The organism is Baekduia soli (genome assembly GCF_007970665.1).
GTDB lineage: Bacteria > Actinomycetota > Thermoleophilia > Solirubrobacterales > Solirubrobacteraceae > Baekduia > Baekduia soli.
In genome coordinates, this window is sequence record NZ_CP042430.1 from 4,444,286 (window position 1) to 4,466,533 (window position 22,248).

Annotated in this window: 21 protein-coding genes; 15 read left to right on the top strand and 6 right to left on the bottom strand. The window is 73.9% G+C overall.

Annotated features, from left to right (window positions below):
• Window positions 1-210 precede the first annotated feature (210 nt).
• The 4 genes from FSW04_RS21530 to FSW04_RS21545 all read left to right on the top strand — a co-directional run bounded on the left by FSW04_RS21530 (window position 211) and on the right by FSW04_RS21545 (window position 3,122).
• Window positions 211-801, top strand: coding sequence for a CAP domain-containing protein (locus tag FSW04_RS21530; protein WP_146922257.1), 591 nt, complete (start codon window positions 211-213; stop codon window positions 799-801).
• Window positions 802-822: 21 nt separating this feature from the next.
• On the top strand, window positions 823-2,094 hold the full coding sequence (locus FSW04_RS21535; RefSeq protein WP_146922258.1) for a DUF1015 domain-containing protein: 1,272 nt from the start codon (window positions 823-825) through the stop codon (window positions 2,092-2,094).
• Window positions 2,095-2,164: 70 nt separating this feature from the next.
• Entirely contained in the window at window positions 2,165-2,569 is a 405-nt protein-coding gene (locus FSW04_RS21540; protein WP_146922259.1) for an OsmC family protein, read from the top strand.
• Between the two features lie 82 nt (window positions 2,570-2,651).
• Window positions 2,652-3,122 (top strand): NUDIX hydrolase, encoded by a 471-nt coding sequence (locus FSW04_RS21545; protein ID WP_228430629.1) that lies wholly within the window; start codon window positions 2,652-2,654, stop codon window positions 3,120-3,122.
• Between the two features lie 497 nt (window positions 3,123-3,619).
• Here the strand turns inward: FSW04_RS21545 and FSW04_RS21550 are convergent, their stop codons facing one another.
• Window positions 3,620-4,024, bottom strand: a complete 405-nt coding sequence (locus FSW04_RS21550) for a hypothetical protein (protein WP_146922261.1) — start codon at window positions 4,022-4,024, stop codon at window positions 3,620-3,622.
• An 82-nt stretch (window positions 4,025-4,106) separates the two neighbouring features.
• On the opposite strand from FSW04_RS21550, the gene FSW04_RS21555 reads away from it, so the two are divergent.
• The 3 genes from FSW04_RS21555 (at window position 4,107) to FSW04_RS21565 (ending at window position 7,012) form a co-directional block, all read left to right on the top strand.
• Complete coding sequence (locus FSW04_RS21555) at window positions 4,107-5,663, top strand: 3-hydroxyacyl-CoA dehydrogenase NAD-binding domain-containing protein (protein WP_146922262.1); 1,557 nt, start codon at window positions 4,107-4,109, stop codon at window positions 5,661-5,663.
• Between the two features lie 219 nt (window positions 5,664-5,882).
• Window positions 5,883-6,425, top strand: a complete 543-nt coding sequence (locus FSW04_RS21560) for an RNA polymerase sigma factor (protein ID WP_228430630.1) — start codon at window positions 5,883-5,885, stop codon at window positions 6,423-6,425.
• Window positions 6,422-7,012 carry a methylated-DNA--[protein]-cysteine S-methyltransferase gene (locus tag FSW04_RS21565; protein WP_146922263.1) on the top strand — a complete coding sequence of 197 codons (591 nt, stop codon included), beginning with the start codon at window positions 6,422-6,424 and terminating at the stop codon, window positions 7,010-7,012. The genes FSW04_RS21560 and FSW04_RS21565 overlap by 4 nt, the downstream gene beginning before the upstream one ends.
• A gap of 267 nt (window positions 7,013-7,279) precedes the next feature.
• On the opposite strand, the gene trxB is transcribed toward FSW04_RS21565, so the two are convergent.
• From trxB to FSW04_RS21580, 3 genes are all read right to left on the bottom strand, one after another.
• On the bottom strand, window positions 7,280-8,299 hold the full coding sequence (gene trxB, locus FSW04_RS21570) for a thioredoxin-disulfide reductase (RefSeq protein WP_146922264.1): 1,020 nt from the start codon (window positions 8,297-8,299) through the stop codon (window positions 7,280-7,282).
• Between the two features lie 96 nt (window positions 8,300-8,395).
• A complete protein-coding gene (locus FSW04_RS21575) occupies window positions 8,396-9,580 on the bottom strand; it encodes a lysylphosphatidylglycerol synthase transmembrane domain-containing protein (protein WP_146922265.1) in 1,185 nt (394 codons plus the stop codon).
• Window positions 9,577-10,407, bottom strand: a complete 831-nt coding sequence (locus FSW04_RS21580) for a phosphatase PAP2 family protein (RefSeq protein ID WP_146922266.1) — start codon at window positions 10,405-10,407, stop codon at window positions 9,577-9,579. The genes FSW04_RS21575 and FSW04_RS21580 overlap by 4 nt, the downstream gene beginning before the upstream one ends.
• 181 nt (window positions 10,408-10,588) lie before the next feature.
• Between FSW04_RS21580 and FSW04_RS26475 the strand changes: the two genes are divergently transcribed.
• On the top strand, window positions 10,589-12,577 hold the full coding sequence (locus tag FSW04_RS26475) for a serine/threonine-protein kinase (protein ID WP_187368996.1): 1,989 nt from the start codon (window positions 10,589-10,591) through the stop codon (window positions 12,575-12,577).
• 237 nt (window positions 12,578-12,814) lie between these two features.
• Here FSW04_RS26475 and FSW04_RS21590 read toward each other — a convergent pair whose 3' ends face one another.
• On the bottom strand, window positions 12,815-13,435 hold the full coding sequence (locus FSW04_RS21590; protein ID WP_146923936.1) for an FHA domain-containing protein: 621 nt from the start codon (window positions 13,433-13,435) through the stop codon (window positions 12,815-12,817).
• Window positions 13,436-13,600: 165 nt separating this feature from the next.
• Here FSW04_RS21590 and FSW04_RS21595 point away from each other — a divergent pair, with 165 nt between their 5' ends.
• Genes FSW04_RS21595 through FSW04_RS26480 form a run of 3 tightly spaced genes read left to right on the top strand, consistent with a single transcriptional unit; the run spans window position 13,601 to window position 16,935 of the window.
• A complete protein-coding gene (locus FSW04_RS21595) occupies window positions 13,601-14,206 on the top strand; it encodes an RNA polymerase sigma factor (protein ID WP_187368997.1) in 606 nt (201 codons plus the stop codon).
• 42 nt (window positions 14,207-14,248) lie between these two features.
• On the top strand, window positions 14,249-16,393 hold the full coding sequence (locus FSW04_RS21600; protein WP_187368998.1) for a hypothetical protein: 2,145 nt from the start codon (window positions 14,249-14,251) through the stop codon (window positions 16,391-16,393).
• Window positions 16,394-16,398: 5 nt separating this feature from the next.
• Window positions 16,399-16,935 carry a gamma-glutamylcyclotransferase family protein gene (locus FSW04_RS26480; protein ID WP_187368999.1) on the top strand — a complete coding sequence of 179 codons (537 nt, stop codon included), beginning with the start codon at window positions 16,399-16,401 and terminating at the stop codon, window positions 16,933-16,935.
• On the opposite strand, the gene FSW04_RS21605 is transcribed toward FSW04_RS26480, so the two are convergent.
• Window positions 16,866-17,651: a gamma-glutamyl-gamma-aminobutyrate hydrolase family protein gene (locus tag FSW04_RS21605; RefSeq protein ID WP_146922268.1), complete on the bottom strand. Its 786-nt coding sequence runs from the start codon at window positions 17,649-17,651 to the stop codon at window positions 16,866-16,868. The genes FSW04_RS26480 and FSW04_RS21605 overlap by 70 nt on opposite strands.
• Window positions 17,652-17,707: 56 nt before the next feature.
• Between FSW04_RS21605 and FSW04_RS21610 the strand changes: the two genes are divergently transcribed.
• The 4 genes from FSW04_RS21610 to FSW04_RS21625 all read left to right on the top strand — a co-directional run bounded on the left by FSW04_RS21610 (window position 17,708) and on the right by FSW04_RS21625 (window position 22,221).
• Window positions 17,708-18,511, top strand: a complete 804-nt coding sequence (locus FSW04_RS21610; RefSeq protein WP_146922269.1) for an enoyl-CoA hydratase/isomerase family protein — start codon at window positions 17,708-17,710, stop codon at window positions 18,509-18,511.
• Window positions 18,512-18,659: 148 nt separating this feature from the next.
• Window positions 18,660-19,538: a cytochrome c oxidase subunit II gene (gene coxB / locus FSW04_RS21615; RefSeq protein ID WP_146922270.1), complete on the top strand. Its 879-nt coding sequence runs from the start codon at window positions 18,660-18,662 to the stop codon at window positions 19,536-19,538.
• 21 nt (window positions 19,539-19,559) lie between these two features.
• A complete protein-coding gene (gene ctaD / locus FSW04_RS21620) occupies window positions 19,560-21,302 on the top strand; it encodes a cytochrome c oxidase subunit I (RefSeq protein ID WP_146922271.1) in 1,743 nt (580 codons plus the stop codon).
• A gap of 19 nt (window positions 21,303-21,321) precedes the next feature.
• Window positions 21,322-22,221 carry a heme o synthase gene (locus tag FSW04_RS21625; RefSeq protein WP_146922272.1) on the top strand — a complete coding sequence of 300 codons (900 nt, stop codon included), beginning with the start codon at window positions 21,322-21,324 and terminating at the stop codon, window positions 22,219-22,221.
• Window positions 22,222-22,248: the final 27 nt, after the last annotated feature.

Consider the following 22,248-nt stretch of genomic DNA (forward strand, 5'->3'; position numbering starts at 1 on the left):
GGTGCCTCGGCCACACCGTCCCGGACTTGAGCCCGATGGACAGGGATGAGGACCTTTGGTGCGTCAGGTCCCGAACGCTGAGTAGAACACCCGTCCATTCGTGCCCATCCGGTGTTTGCCCGGCCGATCACCGGTTGGAGGCCACCGGCCACCCGGACCGGACAGCCTCGCTCCTGCGTCGTCCTCCCCCACCCTCGCCTGAGCGTCCCCATGAGCCGAATCCGCCTCGTCCTTCCCGCGATCTTCGCCACGGCCGCCCTGAGCGCGCCGGCCGCGGCGGCACCGACCGGCCCGGCGGCCACGCCGTTCTGCCGCGGCGCCAACGCGATGCCCACCGCGAGCGACAGCGCGCTCATGCGCTCGGCCACGCTGTGCCTGCTCAACCGCCAGCGCGCGCGCTTCGGCCTCCCGCGGCTGCACGCCCAGCGCTCGCTGACCCATGCGGCCCGGACCTACGCCGTCGCGATGGTCCGCCAGAGCTTCTTCGCCCACGTGTCGCCCAACGGCTCGACCATGGCCCAGCGCATCAAGCGCACCCGCTACCTGCACGGCGTGCGGGGCTGGGTCATCGGCGAGAACCTCGCGTGGGGCACCGGCAGCGCCGCGACGCCCGCCGAGATCGTCGACGCGTGGATGCACTCCCCGCCGCACCGCCGCAACATCCTGGACCCGAGCTTCCGCGAGATCGGCATCGGCGTCGCCCAGGGGGCGCCGAGCCGGGTCTTCGCCGCCGGCCGCGCAGGCACCTACGCGACCGAGTTCGGCCGCCGCGGCCTCCAGCACGCGCCGCGCAGGCGCTAGCGCGGGATATCGTCGGCCGCCATGGCCGACGTCCGACCCCTCCGCGCACTGCACTACGACCTCGGGGTCGTGGGCTCCCTGCAGTCCGTCATCGCCCCGCCCTACGACGTGATCGACCCCGCGCAGCGGGCGCACCTCGCGGCGCGCTCGGCGCACAACGTCGTCAACGTCGACCTGCCGCAGGACCCGCTCGGCGGCGACCCCTACGAGGAGGCCGCGCGGCTGCTGGCCCTGTGGCGCCACCAGGGCGCCGTGGTGCGCGACGAGCACCCGTCGATGTGGGCGCTGCAGCAGGACTACACCGGTCCCGACGGCCGGTCGCTGACGCGCCGCGGGTTCTTCGCGCGCGTCCGCGTCGAGGACTACGGCCCGGGCCGCATCCGCCCGCACGAGCGCACGCACCCCGGTCCCAAGGAGGACCGGCTGCGGCTCACGCGCGCGACGAAGGCCAACCTCTCGCCGATCTTCTCGCTCTACGACGACCCGGCCGGCGCCGCGTGGGCCGCGCTGGCGCCCCAGCTCGACGGCGACCCGTGGGGCGAGGCCACCGACGCCGACGGCACGCTCAACCGCCTGTGGAAGGTCGACGACCCGGCCGCCGTGGCCCGCGTGACGATGGCGATGGCCGACGTCGAGCTGCTCATCGCCGACGGCCACCATCGCTACGAGACCGCCCGCGTCTACGCGGAGGAGATCGGCGGCGAGGGCGATCACCGCTACGTGCTCATGTGCCTCGTCGCCCTCCAGGATCCCGGGCTGACGATCTTTCCCACGCACCGGCTCGTGCGCGGCCTGGACGCCGACGCCCAGCAGCGCCTCGGCGCCTACCTGCGCGAGCACTTCGACCCGCAGCCCATCGAGCTCTCCGAGCTGCGACCGCCCGACGACCCGACGGCGTCGACGCCGCTGACGATGGGCTACCTCGACGGCCACCACCGCCAGGCCTACCGCCTCACCCTGGCCGGCCAGGACCTGGCCGACGCCGCGCTGGCCGCCTATCCCGAGCCCTACCGCCATCTCGACACCGCCGTCCTGGAGGCGTTGGTGCTCGAGGGCGTGCTCGGCATGAACGAGGAGTCCATCTCCCACCTCGAGGGCCTGGGCTACTCGCGCACGGACGACGAGGCGCGCGAGCTCGTGCTCTCCGGGGAGTTCGACTGCGCCTTCTTCCTGCGTTCCAGCCCCGTCCGCCAGGTCCAGGAGATCGCCGCGGCGGGCGTCAACATGCCGCCCAAGTCGACCTTCTTCTACCCGAAGGTGCCGACTGGACTGATGTTCAACCCGCTCGCGTGAGCGCCTTTGGCATCATCGTCGGAGAAGGATCGACTCTCCGACCTCTCGCGATCACGAAGGCCACCACCCCATGAAGGCGACCGCCCACCGGTCCGGCACGTTCCGGCAGTCCATCCGGATCCGCGACCACCAGCTCACCGTCGACGAGCCCGCCGACAAAGGGGGTGAGGACACCGGTCCCAGCCCGCAGGAGCTGCTGGCGGCCAGCCTCGCCGCGTGCACCGCGATCACGATGGAGATGTACGCCAAGCGCAAGGGCTGGGACGTCGGCGACGTCGAGGTCGCCTGCAACTACACGCCGGCCGAGCGCGGCTGTCCCACCCGCTTCAACCTCGTCATGCGCTTCCCGGACACGATGGAGGCCGAGCAGGTCGAGCGCCTGCGGATCATCGCGGCCAAGTGCCCCGTGCACCGCACGCTCGAGGGCGAGGTGATGTTCGACGAGCGGGTCGAGCGCGTCTCTCTCGCGCGCTGACCTGCGCGAGCGGCTGTCCGGCGTCCTCCTCGACCCCGCGGAGGCGGCGGCGCTGGACGTCCACGGCCGCACCGACGCCGCCGTGCTCGTCCCCCTGTTCCTGGTCGGCGACGTCCCCCACGTCGTCCTGACCAAGCGGCGCGACGACCTGCGCCGCCACGCGGGCGAGATCTCGTTCCCCGGCGGCCGCCAGGACCCCGAGGACGCCGACCTGTGCACGACCGCGCTGCGCGAGGCCGAGGAGGAGATCGGCCTGGCGCCCGGCGGCGTCGAGCTCGTCGGCGCGCTGCAGCCCGTGCCGACCATCGCCACCAACTACGCGGTCTACCCCTTCGTCGGCCTCATCGAGCCCGGCCAGACGTGGCGCCCCGCCGAGGCCGAGGTCGAGCAGGTGCTCGAGTTCTCCCTCGCACAGCTGCAGGAGGGCTACGGGCGGCGGAGCATCCTGCGCCGCGGCGTGCCGTTCCGCACCGACACCTACGTCGTCGACGACCACCTCGTCTGGGGCGCTACGGCGCGGATGCTGGCCGACCTCTTCGACCGGCTGGGGTAGCGGGCGCTCGTGGCGTGCCGCGCGACCCGCCGCGGAGCGCCTACGCCCCCGCGGCGCCGCCAGGATCGCGTCGATCTCGGCGATGACGGCGGCCACCCAGGCGGCCTCGTCCTCGCGCGGGGTGTCGAGCACCGACCAGGGGATCTCGTTGTAGCCCGCCATCCGCTCCACCTCGGCCGCCCCGGCCTCCGTGCCCTCGTAGATGACGCCGCGCACCGTGGTGTCGATGGTGCGCTCGAGCATCATCGTCAGGCGCGAGCCGTGCAGGTCGCCGTCGGGGGCTCGGCCCATGAGCCACAGCAGGATCGTCACGTTGTCCAGCCCCAGGCGCAGCGAGCCGATGCGGTCCGGGTCGCCGATCCAGCACTCGGCGCCCGCAGCCTCGATCTCGGGCCGGAACGCCTCGTGGCGCGTGACGAAGCGCACGGCGTGGCCGTCGGCGGCCAGCGCGCGCGTCAGGGCCAGCCCGGGCCGGCCCCCGCCCACCAGCAGCGCCCTCACCGGGTGCGGCCCTCGACGCGGGCCCGGTACTCGTCGGCGGTGACCTCGGGCAGGCCCTTCGCGCGCCGCCGCGCGTTCTTGACCTCGAGCATCTGGGCGACGTCGAGGTCGGCGAGCAGGTCGTCGCGCCGGCGGACCGTCTCGGCGAGGTCGCGGCCGACGGAGGCGCGCACGGCGTCCTCGGTCAGCTCGGGCGCGCCGCGCCGGCGGCGCCGCGCGTTGGCCGCCTCGAGCATCTGGTCGAGGTCGTCGATCTCGTTCTGGATCTCGACCTCGGCCGAGCGCGTCGGCTCCCAGCGCAGCGCCTGGACGCCGGAGCGCGGATGCAACAGGCCCAGGAGCACGAGCGACGCCAGGACGCCGCCCACGATCCCGAGCATGATCACGGCGAAGGGGTCCACCGGCGCGAGTCTACGCGTCGGCCGCCGCGACGCGGTCGCCCGCCGCGACGCACGCGCCGCGGCCGCATGAGAGGCTGGGGCCGTGAGCGCTCCAAAGGTCGTAGGCGTCGTCGGTGCCGGCTCGATGGGCTCGGGGATCGCCCAGCTCGCCGCCCAGTCCGGGGCCCGGACGCTGCTGTTCGACGCCGTCGACGGCGCCGCCGCCAGGGGCGCCGAGCGCGCCCGCGACGGCATCGCGCGCCTCGTCGCCAAGGGCCGGCTGGAGGGCGACGCGCAGGCCATCGGCGCGCGACTGGAGCTCGCCGGCGCGCTCGAGGACCTCGCGGCCTGCGAGCTGATCATCGAGGCCGCCCCCGAGTCCCTGCCGATCAAGCACGAGCTGTTCGCCGCGCTGTCGCGGATCGCGCCGGACGCCGTGCTGGCGTCCAACACCTCGTCGATCCCCATCACCTCGATCGCCCGCGCCGCACAGGACCCCTCGCGCGTCGTCGGCCTGCACTTCTTCAACCCCGCGCCGCTCATGAAGCTCGTGGAGGTCATCGCCGGGCTGGAGTCCGCGCCCGAGGCGCTGGCCGTGGCCCGGGCCGCCGGCGAGGCCATGGACCGCCGCGTCATCGACGCCAAGGACGGCCCAGGGTTCCTCGTCAACCGCACGAACCGCCCGTTCAGCCTCGAGGCGCTGCGCCTGCTGCAGGAGCGCATCGCCGACGTGGAGACCATCGACGCCGTCGTGCGCGCGGCCGGCTTCCGGATGGGCCCCTTCGAGCTGCAGGACCTCGTCGGCGTCGACGTGGGCTTCGAGGTGTCGAAGTCCTTCCACGAGCTGAGCTTCGGCGAGCCGCGCTGGCGGCCGTCGACGCTGAGCGCGCAGATGGTCGCCGCCGGCCGGCTGGGCCGCAAGTCGGGGCGCGGGTGGTACGCCTACGCCGAGGGCACGCCGCACCGCGGGCCCGACCCCGAGGATCCGCCTGCCGGCGGCGGCGACGGGCGCCCCGTCCTGATCAGCGGCTTCCTGCCGATCGCCGACGAGCTGCGCGAGCGGGCGGCCGACGCGGGCTTCGACGTCTCCGAGGAAGCCGACGGCAGCGTGCCGTGGCTCATCGTCGAGTGCGGCCCCGGCGACGAGGACTCCGCGCCGCTGCAGGGCGCGCCGCGCGTGCTGCTGTGCGCCGAGGGCCCGCTGGCCGCCCTGGACCAGGGCGGCGCGGCCGCCGGCTTCCACGCGCTGCCGCCGATCGGGATCGTCGAGCTCACCCGCACGCCCGCCACCGCGGAGGTCAGCGCGCAGCGCGCCGAGGCGTTCTTCCAGGCGCTGGGTCGGCGCACCGTGTGGGTCGCCGACGCCCCGGGCCTCGTGCTCGGCCGGATCGTCGCGCAGGTCGTCAACGAGTGCGCCTTCGCCGTCGGCGAGGGCGTCGGCACGCCCGCCGACGTCGACGACGGCATGCAGCTCGGGCTCAACTACCCGCGCGGGCCGCTGGCCTGGGCCGACGCGATGGGCATCGACCACGTCGTGATGATCCTCGACGGCCTGCGCGAGGAATACGGCGAGGAGCGCTACCGGGCGGCGCCGCTGCTGCGGCGGGTGCTCGCCTTCCACGACGACGAGCACCTGCGCCACGACCACGGCGAGCCGTAGCCTGCCGCGGCGGCCCCCCGTCGGCCAGCACGCGGAGGGCGGCGGCGACGGGGTGCCGGCCGGGCTCCTCGAGGGCATCGGCGGCGGCCGTGGCCTTCTCGGACGCGGCCCTTGGACGTCGCGATGTCCTTCTCCTCGAGGTCGCCCTCAGCGCGTCGGTGCCGCCGCCGGTCGACGACTTCTTGGCCGTGTTGACGAGGTCGCCGAGGTTCCTGGGGTGTGATCCTACGCTCGGAGGTCAACCGCGGCTCAGGGCCCGGCGCCGATCTCACGAACCCCGCCGCGACGGCGTCCAACCCCAACGTGATCCCGTTCCAGCGATTCCTCGAGGAGCACCGCACGCCCGTCCTGCGCTTCCTCGTGGCCTCCGTGGGCCGCGACGCGGCCGACGACTGCTTCCAGGAGACGTTCCTGGCCGCGCTGCGCGCCTATCCGCGCCTGCGCGACGACGGACACGCCCGCGCGTGGGTGCTGACGATCGCCCACCGCAAGGCGCTGGACCACCACCGCGCCCGGCGCCGCGCGGCCGTCCCGATGGCCGAGGTCCCCGAGGTGGCCGTCCACGACGCGCCGCCGGCCGACGACGAGACCTGGGCGCGCGTGCGCGCCCTGCCGCCCAAGCAGCGTGCCGCCGTGCTGCTGCGCTACGCCGGGGACCTGAGCCACCGCGAGGTCGCGACGGCGCTGAGGTGCTCGGAGGAGGCCGCCCGGCGCTCGGCGCACGAGGGCCTCAAGAAGCTGCGACTGGAGATCCCCGCATGAGCGACCTGCACCCGCCCCACGTCGGTCCTGCCCAGGCCGCCGCGGCGTCCGAGCGCTTCGCACGGCGCGCGCGGCCGGACGTCGCCTACGCCGTCATGGCCTCGCCCGTGGGCCGGCTCGTCGTCGCGGCCACCCCGCGCGGCCTGGTCCGGATCGCCTACGAGGACCACGCCGGCGGCGTCGACGCCGTGCTCGACGGCCTCGCGCGGCGGCTGAGCCCGCGGATCCTGGAGGCGCCGGGCCGCCTGGACGACGTGCGCCGCGAGCTCGACGAGTACTTCGCCGGGCGGCGCCGCACGTTCGACGTGCCGATCGACTGGTCGCTGAGCACGCCGTTCGGCCGGCGCATCCTGCAGGCCACGGCGGCGATCCCGTTCGGCGCGACGGCCAGCTACGGCGCGATCGCCGCCCGGGCCGGCAACGCGCGCGCCTCACGGGCGGCGGGCCGGGCCCTGGGCGCCAACGCGATCCCGATCGTCGTCCCCTGCCACCGGGTCATCGGCTCCGGCGGCCGGCTCACCGGCTACACGGGCGGGCTGGAGCGCAAGGTCGCGCTGCTGGCGCTGGAGGGCGTGCCGGCCGGCTAGGACCCGGGCTGGCGCGACGGCTCAGCGCTTGGGCTGCGGTGCGCCGGTGCCGTTGGGAGCGGGCTTCGGTGCGGCGGGGGTCACCGGGGTGACCTTGGGGTACTGGAACGTGTGCGACATCTATCTCTCTCTACGTCCGGTCCGTACCCGAGTTGCGGCCGGTGCGCGTTAAGCAATGTTTCGTTCACGGGCAAATGGGGCGATTCGACGCGGACGCCGGATCGCCTTCAGGCCCAGAGAGAAGTCCTGCCGCGGACCGCGCCGCGGCTACGACGCGGGCTGCGCCGGAGCCGCCCACTGCGCCTCGGCGAGGTCGCCGTCGGGCATGCCCTCCGGCGTGGGGACCTGCGGCGTGTCGCGCAGGTACCACTCGGCGTCCAGCGCGGCCTGGCAGCCCGACCCGGCGGCCGTGATGGCCTGGCGGTAGGTGTGGTCGACGAGGTCGCCGGCGGCGAACACGCCGGGGCGGTTGGTCCGCGTCGACTTGCCGTCGGTCCGGACGTAGCCCTCGTCGTCCACGTCGATGACGCCATCGATCAGCTCGGACTGCGGCTCGTGGCCGACCGCGATGAACGCGCCGCCGATCGCGACGTCCTCGGTCTCGTCGGTGCCGGAGTGCTTCAGGCGCGCGACGCGCTTGAAGGGCCCGTCACCGTCGAGGAAGGCCTCGACCACGTACGGGGTCTTGAACTCGATGTTGTCCATCGCGCGGGCGCGCTCGACCATGATCTTCGAGGCGCGGAACTCGTCGCGGCGGTGGACGAGGATGACCTTGGAGCCGAACTTGGCCAGGAACATCGCCTCCTCCATCGCGCTGTCGCCGCCGCCGACGACCATGATCACGTGGTCCTTGAAGAACGCGGCGTCGCAGGTGGCGCAGTAGGAGACGCCGGCCCCGGCGAGGGTGTCCTCGCCGGGCACGCCGAGCTTCTTGTGCTCGGCGCCCATCGAGAGCACGACCGCGCGGGTCTCGTGGACGTCGTCGCCGACGTGGACCTTGTGGATCCCGCCGGGCTCGTCGGCCAGCTCCACCGAGGTGGCCTGGTCGGTGATGAAGCGCGTTCCGAAGCGCTCGGCCTGGTCGCGCAGCTTCTGCATGAGCTCGGGGCCCATGATGCCGTCGGGAAAGCCTGGGTAGTTCTCGACGTCGGTGGTCTGCTGGAGCAGCCCGCCCCACATGAAGCCCTCGATCACCAGCGGCTTGAGGTTGGCGCGCGACGTGTACAGCGCGGCCGTGTAGCCCGCGGGGCCACTCCCGATGATGATCACGTTCTCGACGTCGGCCATGCTGATGATCCTTCCCGATCTGCTCGTGCGCCGCGCGTGGCAGCTTGACTTCACTTTGTATAGTACCGCCGCCCCACGGCCCGTTACAGGCCCCTCCTAGGCCTGCGCGGCGGCCACGCCGGCCGCCTCCTTGCGCTCCGCGCGCTCCTGGGTCCACCGCGCGACGGTCCGGCGCAGCTGCAGATAGGCGATCGCGCCGGGGATCGTCGGCAGGTAGAAGGCGAAGAGGCGGTAGGTCAGCACCGCGACGACGATCGAGTCGCGCGACTCACCGCCGAAGGCCACGAACGCCCCGATCATGCCGCCGTCCACCCCGCCGACGCCGCCCGGCAGCGGCAGGAGGTTGGCGAGCATGCCGACGAAGTAGCCCATGACGATCACGGCCCACGGCGGCGCCTCGCCGAACGCGTGGAACGCGGCCCACAGCACCGCGATGTTGAACCCCCAGTAGGCCACGGAGCCCGCCAGCGCCGGATCGCCCGCGCGCACGTGCTGGATCGAGATCCGGATGCCCGAGGAGACCGCGGCCGGCACATGGGCGAGCTTCTGCAGGATCTTGGCGGCGCGGCCGCCCTCGCCCGCCCGGCCCCGCAGGCGCTCCTGCAGGTCGGGCGGCATGAGCGCCAGCAGCAGCGCGATGACGAACGCCGCCAGGCCGATCGCGGCCGGCAGCAGCGTGATGGCCCAATCGCGCGAGCCGGGCAGCAGCCCGAAGTACAGGCCGAAGCCGCCGAGCACCATCGCCGCCGTGTAGACCGCGTAGGTGAGCACGAGGAACGCGAGCGTCTGGTCGGCCACCGCGCGGCGGGGCATGCCGGCCCGTCGCAGCGCCCACGCCGTCAGCGCGATCCCGCCCGCGCCCCCGGCGGCGAACACGCGCGTGGCCGCCAGCCCGGCCATCGTGATCTGGTAGCTCTCGGAGACCGTCAGGCGGAACCCGTCGCGCACGTAGACGCCCTGGAAGAGCATCACGTAGCCGCCGAAGGACAGGACGGTGAGCACGGCGGCGATCACGAGCCAGACGGGGTCGCCGTCCTTGACCTGCTTCCAGGTGTCGCCCAGGCCGGCGATCTGCGGCAGCACGACGGCGAGGAAGGCGATGATGACGACCACGAAGAGCGCGCCCAGGGCCAGCGTGCGCCGCGACACCTGGATGCGCGGCATCTCGTCGTCGTCCTCCTCGTCGGCGACGAGCTGCGTGGCGCGCCGCTGGGCCTCGCGCGCCCGGGCGGCCTCGGGATCGTCGCGCGTGGCGCGCGGCTGCTGCCGGCCGTCGCTCATGCCATCGCCCGGCGCTCCAGCGCCTGCACCGTGCGGCCGACGCGCGCGGCGACCGGGGCCATCCGCGGCGCCGCGGCCCGGATGCCCTCCGTCAGCGCGGTACCCACGAGGAGGTCGACGAGGTAGTGCTCGCCCAGGTAGACCAGCGCGAACCCGAGCGTCGACGCGTAGGTCCAGCCCACGGCGCCTTCGACCGGGCCCGCCTCCGTGAGCAGGTGGGCGGCCATGAGCGAGGTCGCGAAGTGCAGCGAGGGCATGGCCGCCAGCGGGTTGCCGCCCAGGACCCGGTACAGCGGCTCCCAGCCGTCGCCCCAGAACGCCCTGCCGTGCTCGACCATCATGCGGCGCACCGCGATGTCGCCCTCCTCGCCCAGCCGCCCGTGCATCGAGGCGTACCACGGCGGCGCGGTCGGGACGGCCCAGTAGCCGATCAGGCCGAGGTCGAACACCGCGTAGGTGAGGGTCGCGGTGCGGGCGAAGCGCTCGGGACGGCGCAGGAGCACGTACGCGACGGTGCCGTGCGGGAACAGAAACCACAACCAGTGCGACCACACGAGGACCTGGTCGCGCCGGCGGATGCGCCCCGGCGCGGCGAACCAGCGCTGCAGCCGGACGTTGGGCAGCACCCCAGCGCCCAGGACCCGGTCGACCCGCCACGGGTAGTCCAGGTGGACCCGGCGCTCGAGCGCCTCCGGGTCGTCGTTGGGCATCTGGTAGGTCACCGTGTAGGCGTACATCTGCAGGCAGCACATCGCCACGTCGCGGCGCCGGGACCGCGGCATGGCGATGCAGAGGGCCACGGGGGCGACGGCCGCGGCGGCCGTCACGATGGGCGGGGGATCCGCGCGCGGCGCCGGGCCAGCGGGACCGCGACACCGACCGCGATGGCACCCCACGCGGCCGTGCGAAGGGCGTTGGACAGGCGCACGAGACCGGCGAGTCTAATGCCGCGGGCGGACCCGACGGCGGCGCGCACGCGCCGGGGGAGTCGGTAGCGTCGAGCGCGGGATGAGCGCGCTCGACAGCGAGCTGCAGGCCGGGGACGTCTTCGCGGGGCACCGCATCAGCGGTGTCGCCGGGCGCGGCGGCATGGGCGTGGTCTACCGGGCGCTCCAGCTCGACCTCCAGCGCCCCGTCGCCCTCAAGCTCATCGCCGCCCCGCTGGCTCGCGACGAGGACTTCCGCGAGCGCTTCGTCCGCGAGTCGCGCGCGGCCGCCGCGATCGACCACCCCAACGTGATCCCCGTCTACTCGGCCGGGGAGGACGCGGGACGCCTGTACCTGGCGATGCGCCTCGTCGAGGGCGAGGACCTGCGCTCGCTCGTGCGCCGCGAGGGGCCGCTGACGCCCGACCGCGCGGCGGCCGTCATCGCCCAGGTCGGCGGCGCGCTGGACGCGGCCCACGCGCGCGGCCTCGTGCACCGCGACATCAAGCCCGCCAACGTGCTGTTGGACGGCGATCACGCGTACCTGACGGACTTCGGGCTCACCAAGCGCCTGACCGGCGAGACGACGATGACGGGCTCGGGACGCTGGGTGGGGACGCTGGGCTACATCGCGCCCGAGCAGATCCGCGGCGCGCCCGTCGACGCGCGCGCCGACGTGTACGCGCTCGGGTGCCTGCTGTTCTACGTGTTGACGGGCGCCGCGCCCTACCGGCGCGACTCCGACGAGGCGACGCTGTTCGCCCATCTCCACGACCCCGCGCCCGACCCGCGCGACCTGACCCCGGAGGTGCCCGGGCCCCTGGCCGACGTCGTTCGCCGGGCGCTGGAGAAGGAGCCCGACGACCGCTTCCCGTCGGCCGGCGACCTGGGCCGCGCGGCGCTCGCGGCCGCCGGCGGGGCGCCGCCGCCCGGGCCCGAGCGGCTCGTCGCCCGCGGGGCGGCCGCCCCCGGCGGCGCGCTGGACGAGCCGACGGCCGTGCCGGCCGGCGCGACGCCGACCGAGGTCGTCGGTGTCCGGCGCAGGACATCGGACCGGCTGCGGGCGTTCCTGGCCCCGGCGCTGTCGCTGCTGCTCGGCGCGGCGGTCGTCCTGGGCGTCGTCGCGCTGGTCGGCAGCGGCGGCGGCAAGGACAAGGCCTCCAACGCCGGGCAGGCGACGACGTCGACGACGGGCGCGCGCGCCGGGTCGGCTCGCGCCGCGGCCCCGGTGCGGGTCGACACGCGCCCCAACTCCATCGCCTACGCCAACGGGCGCGTGTGGTCGACGAGCGTCAACACCGGCCGGCTCATCGGGCTCCCGGCGGTCGGCGACGGCGCCCGCCGGACGATCGACCTCGGCTGGTCCGGCGGGACGACGAGCGTGACCGCGGGCTTCGGCGCCCTGTGGGTCACCAACGGGTCGAGCCACCAGCTCGCCCGCGTGGACCCGCGCAGCGGTCGGGTCGTCAAGCGCATCCAGCTCACGCCGGGCACGATCGCCAAGGCGGCCGCGGGCGCGGGCGCGATCTGGATCGCCCGCCGCCAGGACCCGGGCACGCCGATCTCGTCGGTCATCAAGGTCGACCCGTCGACGGGCGCGACCCGGGAGCTGCTGTTCGGCGAGGAGGGCGTGGGCGACATCACCACGGGCGGCGGCTACGTGTGGATCACCAACCGCCGCCGCAACCGGGTCAGCCGCCTGGACCCCGCGACCGGCGCGCGCCGCAGCCTGCCCGTCGGCGCCGGCCCGCACTACATCGCGTTCGGGGCGGGCTTCGCCTGGGTCACGAACCAGGGCGACGGGACCGTGAGCCAGATCGCGCCGTCCTTCGACCCGCGCTACACGAACCAGTCGGGCGCGGGGCCCGCCGGCGTCGCGGTGGGCTCGACCGCCGTGTGGGTCGCCAACCGCCTCGCCAACGAGGTCGTGCGGCTGGACCGCAGGACCGGAGCGCTGATCGGGCAGCCGATCCCGGTGGGCCGCAACCCCTACGCGGTGGTGGCCCACGGCCGCAGCGCGTGGGTCACGAACCTCGGCGACTCGACGATCACGCGGATCACGAGCGGCTGAGGGACGGGGTGCCGGCGTGCCGCGGGGTGCCGACGCCGGAGGTGGCGCGCCGGCGCTCACCGGAGCATCCGATGGCGCGAACGTGGGGTCATGCCCCAGCGACGCGCCATCGGCCAGGGCGCCGCACGCGCATCGGGTCACCTTGACGGGGACATGGCACGTCAACCCGACCACCGCCGTCACGGAGGACCCACGCGCCCGCCCCAGGGGCGCGCGCCATCGCGCCACCGCCCGCCCCTACAGATCCCGCGTCGTCAGCATCCCCTGCTGCAGGGCCTCGGCCACGAGGCGTGAGCGCTTCTGGTTCTGCGGCAGCTGCTCGATCCCGAAGCGCTGGAAGAGCGAACGCAGGTGGGCCTTGACCGCGTCGACCGACAGGTGCAGCTCCTCGGCGATCTCCTGGTTGGTCGCCGGCGTGGCGAACTCGCCGTGCTTGTAGGGACGGGCGAGCGCCACGAGGACCCCGCGCTGCGTCGGCGGCAGGTCGGTCAGCGCCACGGGCCGGCCCGCGACCACCGTGCGCTCCTGGGTCTCCTCGGCGTCGGGGCGGCGGTAGCCCAACGTGGTGCGCCCGATGCGCAGGGTGTCGCCGTCGCGCAGCCGCGCCCGGCCCGAGATCCGCATCCCGTTGACGTAGGTCCCGTTGCGCGAGAGGCCGTCGTCGACGACGGTCCACTCCCCCGCGATGCACTCGAGCTCGGCGTGCAGGCGGCTCACCTCGCTGTCCCACGGCAGCGCCACGTCGTTGCCCTCGCCGCGCCCGACGCTCAGGCGCAGGCCCTCCAGGCGCAGCAGCCGCTGGCGGCCCTCGCCGTCGCGCAGCACGAGGAACGGCGCGCCCGCGCGCTCGGCGCTCAGGCGCTCCTGGAGCTCGGCGGGCGATGCGGCGTGGGCGGCGAGCGGGGACTCCTCGGTCACCGTCCGCAGGGTAGACCCAGGTGTGGATCCACCACACCTGGGGTGGAGCAGCCCGAGCCCCGGGGTCCCTGGCGCACCCGCCCGGCCGCGACGACCATGCCGTCCATGACCGCGCTGCCCCCCTCCCCCGCCGCCCCCGCCTCCCGCGCACGCGCCCCGCGTGCCGGCTCCGCCACCGACGAGGCGCTCGTCGCCGCCGTCCGCTCGGGCTCCGACGCCGCGTTCTCGGCGATCGTGCACCGCTACGAGGCGCCCCTGACCGGCTACGCCCGGCAGGTCCTCGGCGGCCGCCACCACGACGCCGAGGAGTGCGTCCAGGACGCCTTCCTGCGCGCCCTGCGCGCCATGCGCAGCGGGCAGGCCGAGATCGCCCTGCGCCCCTGGCTGCACACCATCGTGCGCAACCGCTGCTTCGACCAGCTGCGGCGCCCCAACCGCACGACCGACCTCGACCCGCACGAGGCCGTCCTGCACGACATGGGCCCCGGCCCGGTCTCGACGATCGGCCGCCGCGAGGACCTCGCCCGCGTCGTCGCCGGCCTCGGCACCCTGCCCGAGCGCCAGCGCCAGGCGCTCGTGATGCACGAGCTCGAGGACCGCTCGCACTCCCACATCGGCCGCGTGCTCGGTGTGTCCACCGGCGCCAGCAAGGCGCTCGTCTGCCGCGCGCGCCAGGGTGTCGCGCAGGCCGTGGGCCGCGCCGCCGCGTAGGGCGGCTCCCACGACGCGCCCGGCTGCCAGACTGCCGGGCGCATGAGCACCGGCCTCGACGCGCAGGCCGCCGGGACCTCCGGCGACCCCGCCCGGCAGGACGAGGGCGCACGGCGCCCGGTGCGCCGCGGAGCCGGATGGGCCCCGGTGCTGGCGGTCTACGGCGTCGCCGCCGCGGTCTACCTCGTGCTTGCGCTGCGCGTCCCGCTACCCGTCCTGTTCCCCGACGAGCTGCGCTACGCGCACCTCGCGCGCTCGCTGGCCGACGGCGACGGCACGACCTGGCGCGGCGAGCACCTCGGGGTGGTGGCCGCGCTGTACGTGTACGCGATCACCCCGCTGTGGGCGATCTGGCACTCCACCGTCGACGCCTACCACGCCAGCAAGGTCCTCGGGGTCCTCCTGCTGTGCACCCAGGTCGTGCCGGTCTGGCTGCTGGGCCGCGAGCTGCTCGGCCGGCGGGGCGCGGTCCTCGCCGCGATGCTCTCCGTCGCCGGGACGTGGATGCTCATGGGCGCCGGCATCGTCACCGAGGTGCTGGCCATGCCGCTGGCCGTCGGGTCGATGTGCGCCGCGGTGTGGGCGCTGCGCCGCCCGGGCGGCGCGCGCTGGGCCCCGGCGCTGGGGCTCGCGCTGCTGGCCTGCTGGGCGCGCATCCAGCTCGCGGTCCTCCTGCCCGCGCTGACCGCCGCGCTCGTGCTCGACGTCGTCCGCCGCCCCGAGCTGGCGCGCGACCGGCTGCGGGCCCACGCGCCGGCGCTGCTGGCGACGGGCGCGCTGTCGGCCGTGGGCCTGGTCGTGGTGCTCGTGGCGCCCTCGGTGACCGGCGACTACGCCGGGATCGTGTCCCTGCGCCCCTCGCTGGACCGGATCGTCCACAAGACCGCGCTGCAGCTCGGCGAGCTCGTCACGGTCAGCGGCCTGCTGCCCGTGCTGCTGGCGGCCGGCGCGGCGACCACGCGCTCGGCCTGGCGCGACGAGCGCGCCGGCCCGCTGCTGGCCGTGTTCTGGCCTGCGGTGATCGTCCTGGCCGGCCAGAGCGGGCTGTTCCTGGCCGGCTTCACCCCGGCGGTCTCGGGCATCCAGCGCTACGTCGCCTATGCCGCGCCCCTGGCGATCGTCCTCGCGCTCGTGCTCGCCGCCGACCGCCGGCTGCTCGGCCCGCGGGTCCTCGCGATCGCCGGCCTCGGCGGTGTCCTGCTGCTCGCGCGCCCGGCGATCGCGGGCCTGGGCGAGGAGCGCGCCGCGTGGGCGACGGCCTACCGTGCCCACCAGCTCCTCGGCCTGCGGATCGGCCCGGCGCTGGCGCTCCTGGCGCTCGTGCTGGTCGGCGCCACGATCGCCATCGTCGCGCGCTCGTGGGCGCCGGGGCGCGCGGTCGCCGCGCTCGCGACGCTCCTGCTGGCCGTCCTGGCCGTCCAGGACCAGGCCGCCTGGCACCAGATGACGACGACGGCCAGGTCGTTCCGCACCCAGCTGCCGTCCGACCTGCAGTGGATCGACCACACGGCGCGCGGTCCCGTCGCGCTCATCGGCCTGACCCAGAACGCTCCGCAGTACGAGGACCTCGAGTTCTTCAACCGCGACATCGCCGCGGTCTACGTCCCGCCCGCGGGCCTGCCCGGCCGGCCCCTGCGCGGGCACTCGTGCACGTTCCGCTTCCTGACCTCCGGCGTGGTCGACATCGCGCCGGGATGCGGCCCGGTGCCCAACCGGTTCCTCATCGCCGACCCGGCGGCGGCCATCACGTTCCAGGACGAGACCCGCAGCGTCGCCGACCCGCGGATCGGGCGGATCGCGACGCTCGTGCCCGGCCGCGTGCCCCGCGCGCGCGCCGTGCTCATCCTCGCGTGCCCGCGGCCGTCGCCGATCTACTCGCCGACGTCGCCCGACATCGTCGGCACCGACCGGCCGCGCGTGTGCAACACCACGGTCTCGGGCAGCGTCTGGCTCGGGGCGCCGACCGACGTCGTCGTGACCTACCGCGGCGGCGGGGACCCGCACGCCGTCGTGGTCGCCGGGGTGCGCCACGCGATCGCGGCGACGGGCACGACCACGGTGCGCTTCCGTGCGCCCGCGGGCTACTCGCAGTTCACGCTGCGCCAGGACTGGACCTCGACGGCCGGCGCGCCGCGGCTGGCGGCCGTCGTCCTGGACGCCGGCGGGCGCCGGACGCCGATCCTCTGAGCACCATGGCCGCCGGCTGGGTCTTCGGCTACGCCTCGCTCGTCACGCCGCGGGCGCGCCCGGCGCACCTCCAGGGCCACCGGCGCGTGTGGGGTGTGGCGATGGACAACCGCATCGCGCTGGCCGGCTACAAGGTCTACGAGGCGCCCGACGGCACGCGCCCCGCCGTGGACGTCGCCTTCCTGGACCTCGCCCCCGACCCCGGCACCGTGATCCGCGGGGCGCTGCTGGCCGTCGGCGACGCCGACCTGGCCGCGCTGGACGGGCGCGAGCGCCAGTACCGCCGCGTCGAGGTCACCGCCGCGATCGACCCGGCGCCCGGCGGCCCCGTGTGGACCTACGTGGGGCGCCCCGAGAGCCGCGAGCGCGTCGCCCGCGGACGCGCGGGCGCGGGCGCCGTGGTCGTCCAGCGCGCCTACGCCGAGCTGGTGGACCACGCCTTCACCGCCCTCGGGCCGCGCGAGCTGGCCGGCTACCGGGCCACGACGGAGGCCCCACCGTTCCCGGTGCTCGAGCTGGCGCGCGTCGACCTGCCCGCGTAGTCGCGAGCCTCGGCGACGAGCGACGCGATGAGCCGGCTGGTCTCATCGGCCTCCGGGTGCCACTGCACCCCGAGGACGTAGCGGCGATCGGGCAGCTCGATGGCCTCCGGCAGGTCGTCGAGGTCGGCGTGGCCCGTGACGACCAGGCCCTCGCCGACGCGGTCGACCGCCTGGTGGTGGTGGCTCAGCGCGCGGTGGACCTGCTCGCCCGCCGCGCGCGCCGCCAGCGAGCCGTCGGCGAGCCGGACGAGGTGGTCGTTGCCGTCGAAGCTGCCCGAGGTCCGGCGGTGCTCGGTGTGGCCGTGGCTCTCGGGAAGATGCTGGAGCAGCGAGCCGCCGCGCGCGACGTTGAGCACCTGCATCCCGCGGCAGATCCCCAGGAACGGCAGGTCGCGCTCGATGGCGCGCTGGGCCAGGGCGACCTCGAACGCGTCGCGCTCGGGGCTGACCCCCTTGGTCTCGGGGTGGGGCACCGCGCCGTAGGTCGCCGGGCCGACGTCGCTGCCGCCGGCCAGGATGAGCCCGTCGAGCAGGTCGAGCAGCTCGTCGGGGTCGGCGACGGCCGCCGGGTCGGGCGGGAGCAGCAGCGCGAGGCCGCCGGCGCGCTGCACCGCGTCGGCGTACTCCCGCGGCAGCAGGTGCGCGGGTGTGTCCCAGGCCCCCCAGCGCGCGCGCTCGATCGCGGCGCAGAGGCCGATGACTGGTCTGCCGGCCATACCTTCACCGTACCCGCCGTGGCCCCGGCCCGCCAGGCGCACCGTAGGATCCGCCGATGTCCGACTGGGAGACGATCACGGTCCACCGCCGGGGCCACGCCGCGACCATCGAACTGAACCGGCCCGCATCGATGAACGCGTGGAACCGCCAGTTCGGCCTGGACCTGCGCGCGGCGGTCGAGGAGGTCGCCGCCGACGACGACGTCCGCGCCGTCTGCGTGACGGGCGCCGGCCGCGCGTTCTCCTCGGGCGCCGACCTGCGCGACATGGGCTCCAAGGACGAGGTCACCCCGAACGGCCGCCCCGACGTCCACAAGATCCTCACCGAGCGCTACCACCCGATCATCACCGGACTGCGCACGATGCCCAAGCCCGTCGTGGCCGCCGTCAACGGCCCGGCCGTCGGGATCGGGCTCTCCCTGGCGCTGGCCGCCGACTTCGTCATCGCCCGGGAGTCGGCGTACTTCCTGCTGGCCTTCGTGAACATCGGCCTGGCCCCCGACGGGGGGTCGTCGCTCTTCGTGCCCGAACGCGTCGGGTTCACGCGCGCTGCCGAGATGGCGATGCTCGGCGAGCGCGTCGGCGCCGTCCAGGCCGCCGAGTGGGGCCTGATCAACCGGGCGGTCCCCGACGACGCGTTCGACGCCCAGGTCGAGGCGCTCGTCGACCGCCTCGCCGCGGGTCCGACGGCCTCCTATGCCGGATCCAAGCGCCAGCTCAACGCGTGGCTCTTCGAGCGCATGGACGGCCAGCTCGAGCTCGAGGCGCGGATCCAGCGCGAGATGGCCGCATCGGACGACTTCGTCGAGGGCGTGACGGCGTTCGTGGAGAAGCGCCGCGCCAACTTCGGCGGTCGGTGATGATGCGCGCAGCCGCCGAGTACGCAAGGATCGCGCCGAGTCGCGAGTCCGCCCGCGCCCGGCGTGGACGACCGGCGACCGTTTCAGCGGTCCACGTGAATAGAATCCCCGCCGCCTTGGACACCTTCCGCCTCCGCACCCCCCTCACATGACTCCGCGCCGCGCCATCCCAGCTCTCCTCGTGGCCCTGGCCGCGGCCCTGGTGCTCGCACCGGTGGCCTCCGCCGGGCTCCTCACCCCGGAGCACGGGGGGTCGTCCAATGCGGACGACATCAACTGGCTCTACACGGTCACGCTCATCGTGGCCGCGATCGTCTTCCTGGGCGTGGAGGGCGTGCTCCTCTACTCCGTCTTCAAGTTCAAGGCCCGCAGGGGCGCCGTGCCGGCCCAGATCCGCGGCAACACCCGCCTGGAGATCGGCTGGACCGTCGGGGCCGCGGTGATCCTGGTCATCCTGGCCACGCTGACGTTCATCAAGCTCGACGACATCCGCAACCCGCCCGACTCGTCGGCGACCGGGTTGCAGCTCGCCGACTCCAGCCGCCGGCTGCCGCCCAACGGCAAGTCGCTGAACATCTGCGTCAACGGCCAGCAGTACATCTGGCGCTACACCTACAGCGCCGACTGCGGCGACTCGGCCAAGAACCTCGGCGCGCCCTTCTCCTACGAGGAGATGGTGGTCCCCGTCGACACGACCGTCACCCTGGACATCAAGGCCCAGGACGTCGCGCACTCGTGGTGGATCCCCGAGCTGGGCGGCAAGTTCGACGCGATCCCCGGCTACACGAACCACACCTGGTTCAAGATCCCGGCGAAGTTCGGCGCCAAGCCGGGCGGCACCATCTTCTACGGCCAGTGCGCCGAGCTGTGCGGACGCAACCACGCGAACATGATCGCGGAGGTGCGCGCCGTCTCCGTCGCCGAGTACCAGCAGTGGCTGGCGCAGCGCAAGACCGACATCCAGGACGCCGAGACCAAGGGAGCTGCGCAGCGCAAGCAGCTCGAGTCCGGCTCGACCACCCCGTAGTCCTAGGACCTGACTGACCGCATGGCTGCCACCGTCGAAGCTCCCGCCACCGCCTCCACCGCGCCGATCCCCCAGGTCGTCGCGCGCCGGGTCGATCCCGAGCCCAAGGGCTGGGTGTCGTGGGTCACCACGACCGACCACAAGCGCATCGGGATCATGTACCTGGTCCTGACGTTCGCCTTCTTCCTGCTGGGCGGCATCGAGGCCCTGCTCATCCGCCTGCAGCTCTCGGTCCCCAACAACGACCTGCTGACGCCGCAGACGTACAACGAGCTGTTCACGATGCACGGGACGACGATGGTCTTCCTGTTCGTCGTGCCCGTCATGGCGGGCTTCGGCAACTACTTCGTGCCGCTGATGATCGGCGCGCGCGACATGGCGTTCCCGAAGCTCAACGCCCTGTCGTTCTGGCTCCTGGTGGCCGGCGGCCTGGTCTTCTACGGCTCGCTGTTCTTCAGCCCGCCCGAGTGCGGCTGGACGTGCTACTCGCCGCTGAGCGACAACGACTACCTGCCCTCGGGCGGCGTCGACGCGTGGATCTTCCTCATCCACCTCACCGGCCTGTCGTCGCTGGTCGGCGCGATCAACTTCTACGCCACGATCGCCAACATGCGCGCGCCCGGCATGGGCTGGGGCCGCCTGCCGCTGTTCGTCTGGGCGATCCTGACCTACGCCGTCCTGCTGATCCTGGCGCTGCCGGTGATCGCCGGCGCCGTGACGCTGCTGCTGACCGACCGCCACTTCGGCACCCACTTCTACGACCCGGGCAACGGGGGCTCGCCACTGCTGTGGCAACACCTGTTCTGGTTCTTCGGCCACCCCGAGGTCTACATCATGGTCCTGCCGGGCTTCGGGATCATCTCCGAGGTGCTGCCGGTGTTCGCCCGCAAGCCGGTCTTCGGCTACAAGGCGATCGCCGCGTCGACCGTGGTCATCGCCTTCCTCGGCCTGCTCGTCTGGGCCCACCACATGTTCGCGACGCCGAGCCCGTCGCTCGTGCTCATCTTCTTCATGATGAGCTCGTTCCTCATCGCGGTGCCGACGGGTGTCAAGATCTTCAACTGGATCGCGACGCTCTGGCGCGGGACGATCGAGTACAAGACGCCGCTGCTGTTCGCCGTCGGGTTCATCGGCACGTTCCTCATCGGCGGCATCACGGGCATCTTCGTCGCGATCTTCCCCGTCGACTGGCAGCTGACCGACACCTACTTCGTCGTCGCCCACTTCCACTACGTGCTCATGGGCGGCGCGGTGTTCGCGGTCTTCGCGGGGCTCTACTACTGGTTCCCGAAGATGTCGGGCCGGATGTTGGGCGAGGGCCTGGGCAAGACGAGCTTCTGGCTCATGCTCGTCGGGTTCCACGTGACGTTCCTCGTGCAGCACTCCGCCGGCCTCGAGGGGATGCCCCGCCGCGTCTACGAGTACCCCGACATCCGGGACCTGGCCGTGCTGAACATGATCTCCACGGTCGGCGCCTTCATCCTCGGCCTGGGCATCCTGGTCACGGTGATCAACGTGCTGATCTCGGTCAAGCGTGGCGCGATCGCCGGGCCCGACCCGTGGAAGGCCAACACGCTGGAGTGGTTCACCAGCTCGCCGCCCCCGGTCAACAACTTCGACACCGTGCCCCGCATCCGCTCCGTGGAGCCGATGAAGGACATCCGGCGCCAGGTGCTGGCCCAGACCGGCGGCGTGGTGTCCTCCGCCCAGCCCACGCCGGTCGAGGCCGGCCGCATGGCGGCCCACCCCGGCGCCGACGCCTAGCCGGTAGGCTCGCTGCACCATGGAGGCCTCCCGTGCCACCACGGCTGTCCTGCCGGCCGCCGGCGCGCGCCAGGTCGTCGTCGACCTGGTCGCGCTGACCAAGCCCAAGGTCCAGTCGCTCCTGCTGCTCACGACGGTCACGACGATGCTCGTCGCGGGCACGCCGTCGATCGGGCTCATCCTCGCCACCTGCCTGGGCGGCTACCTGTCGGCCGGGGGCGCGGGCGCGGTCAACCACTGGTTCGACCGCGACATCGACGCCCAGATGAAGCGCACGGCCACGCGGCCGATCCCGGCCGGGCGCATCGCCCCCACCACGGCGCTGGTGTTCGGCATCGCGCTCGGCGTGCTGTCGTTCGTCTGGCTGACGCTCACGACCAACGTCCTGGCGGCCTGCCTGGCCGCCTCGGGCTTCGTGGGCTACACGCTGATCTACACGGTGTGGCTCAAGCGCCGCACCTGGCAGAACATCGTCTGGGGCGGTGCCGCGGGCGCCGTGCCGCCGCTCGTGGGCTGGGCCGCGGTGACGGGCGGCCTGACCGGCCTGCCGATCTACCTCTTCGCGATCGTCTTCTTCTGGACGCCGCCGCACTTCTGGGCGCTCTCGCTGCTCATGAAGGACGAGTACGCCAAGGTCAACGTGCCCATGCTGCCGGTCGTGCGCGGCGAGCGCGACACCCGCCGCCAGATCCTGCTGTACAGCCTCCTGCTCTACGCGGTGACGCAGCTGCCGTTCTGCGCGGGCGGCCTGGGCGCCATCTACCTCGTCGCCTCGCTCGCGCTCGGCGTGCTGTTCGTCGCCGGTGCGGTCAACCTGCAGCGCCGGGCCGACCGCCGCGCCGCGCTGAGCCTCTACCTGTTCTCGCTCCTCTACCTCGCGCTGCTGTTCGCCGCGATGGTGGCGGACGTCAAGCTGTAGCCGCGTCTGGGAGAATCGACCGCCGTA

Excerpts from the sequence above, each read along its gene's own strand:
- ctaD (WP_146922271.1), top strand. The coding sequence starts at position 19,560 with ATGGCTGCCACCGTCGAAGCTCCCGCCACCGCCTCCACCGCGCCGATC.
- FSW04_RS21595 (WP_187368997.1), top strand. The coding sequence starts at position 13,601 with ATGACCGCGCTGCCCCCCTCCCCCGCCGCCCCCGCCTCCCGCGCACGC.
- FSW04_RS21600 (WP_187368998.1), top strand. The coding sequence starts at position 14,249 with ATGAGCACCGGCCTCGACGCGCAGGCCGCCGGGACCTCCGGCGACCCC.
- FSW04_RS21535 (WP_146922258.1), top strand. The coding sequence starts at position 823 with ATGGCCGACGTCCGACCCCTCCGCGCACTGCACTACGACCTCGGGGTC.
- FSW04_RS21530 (WP_146922257.1), top strand. The coding sequence starts at position 211 with ATGAGCCGAATCCGCCTCGTCCTTCCCGCGATCTTCGCCACGGCCGCC.
- trxB (WP_146922264.1), bottom strand. The coding sequence starts at position 8,299 with ATGGCCGACGTCGAGAACGTGATCATCATCGGGAGTGGCCCCGCGGGC.
- FSW04_RS21540 (WP_146922259.1), top strand. The coding sequence starts at position 2,165 with ATGAAGGCGACCGCCCACCGGTCCGGCACGTTCCGGCAGTCCATCCGG.
- FSW04_RS21625 (WP_146922272.1), top strand. The coding sequence starts at position 21,322 with ATGGAGGCCTCCCGTGCCACCACGGCTGTCCTGCCGGCCGCCGGCGCG.
- FSW04_RS21565 (WP_146922263.1), top strand. The coding sequence starts at position 6,422 with ATGAGCGACCTGCACCCGCCCCACGTCGGTCCTGCCCAGGCCGCCGCG.
- FSW04_RS21610 (WP_146922269.1), top strand. The coding sequence starts at position 17,708 with ATGTCCGACTGGGAGACGATCACGGTCCACCGCCGGGGCCACGCCGCG.
- FSW04_RS21605 (WP_146922268.1), bottom strand. The coding sequence starts at position 17,651 with ATGGCCGGCAGACCAGTCATCGGCCTCTGCGCCGCGATCGAGCGCGCG.
- FSW04_RS26480 (WP_187368999.1), top strand. The coding sequence starts at position 16,399 with ATGGCCGCCGGCTGGGTCTTCGGCTACGCCTCGCTCGTCACGCCGCGG.
- FSW04_RS21575 (WP_146922265.1), bottom strand. The coding sequence starts at position 9,580 with ATGAGCGACGGCCGGCAGCAGCCGCGCGCCACGCGCGACGATCCCGAG.
- FSW04_RS26475 (WP_187368996.1), top strand. The coding sequence starts at position 10,589 with ATGAGCGCGCTCGACAGCGAGCTGCAGGCCGGGGACGTCTTCGCGGGG.
- coxB (WP_146922270.1), top strand. The coding sequence starts at position 18,660 with ATGACTCCGCGCCGCGCCATCCCAGCTCTCCTCGTGGCCCTGGCCGCG.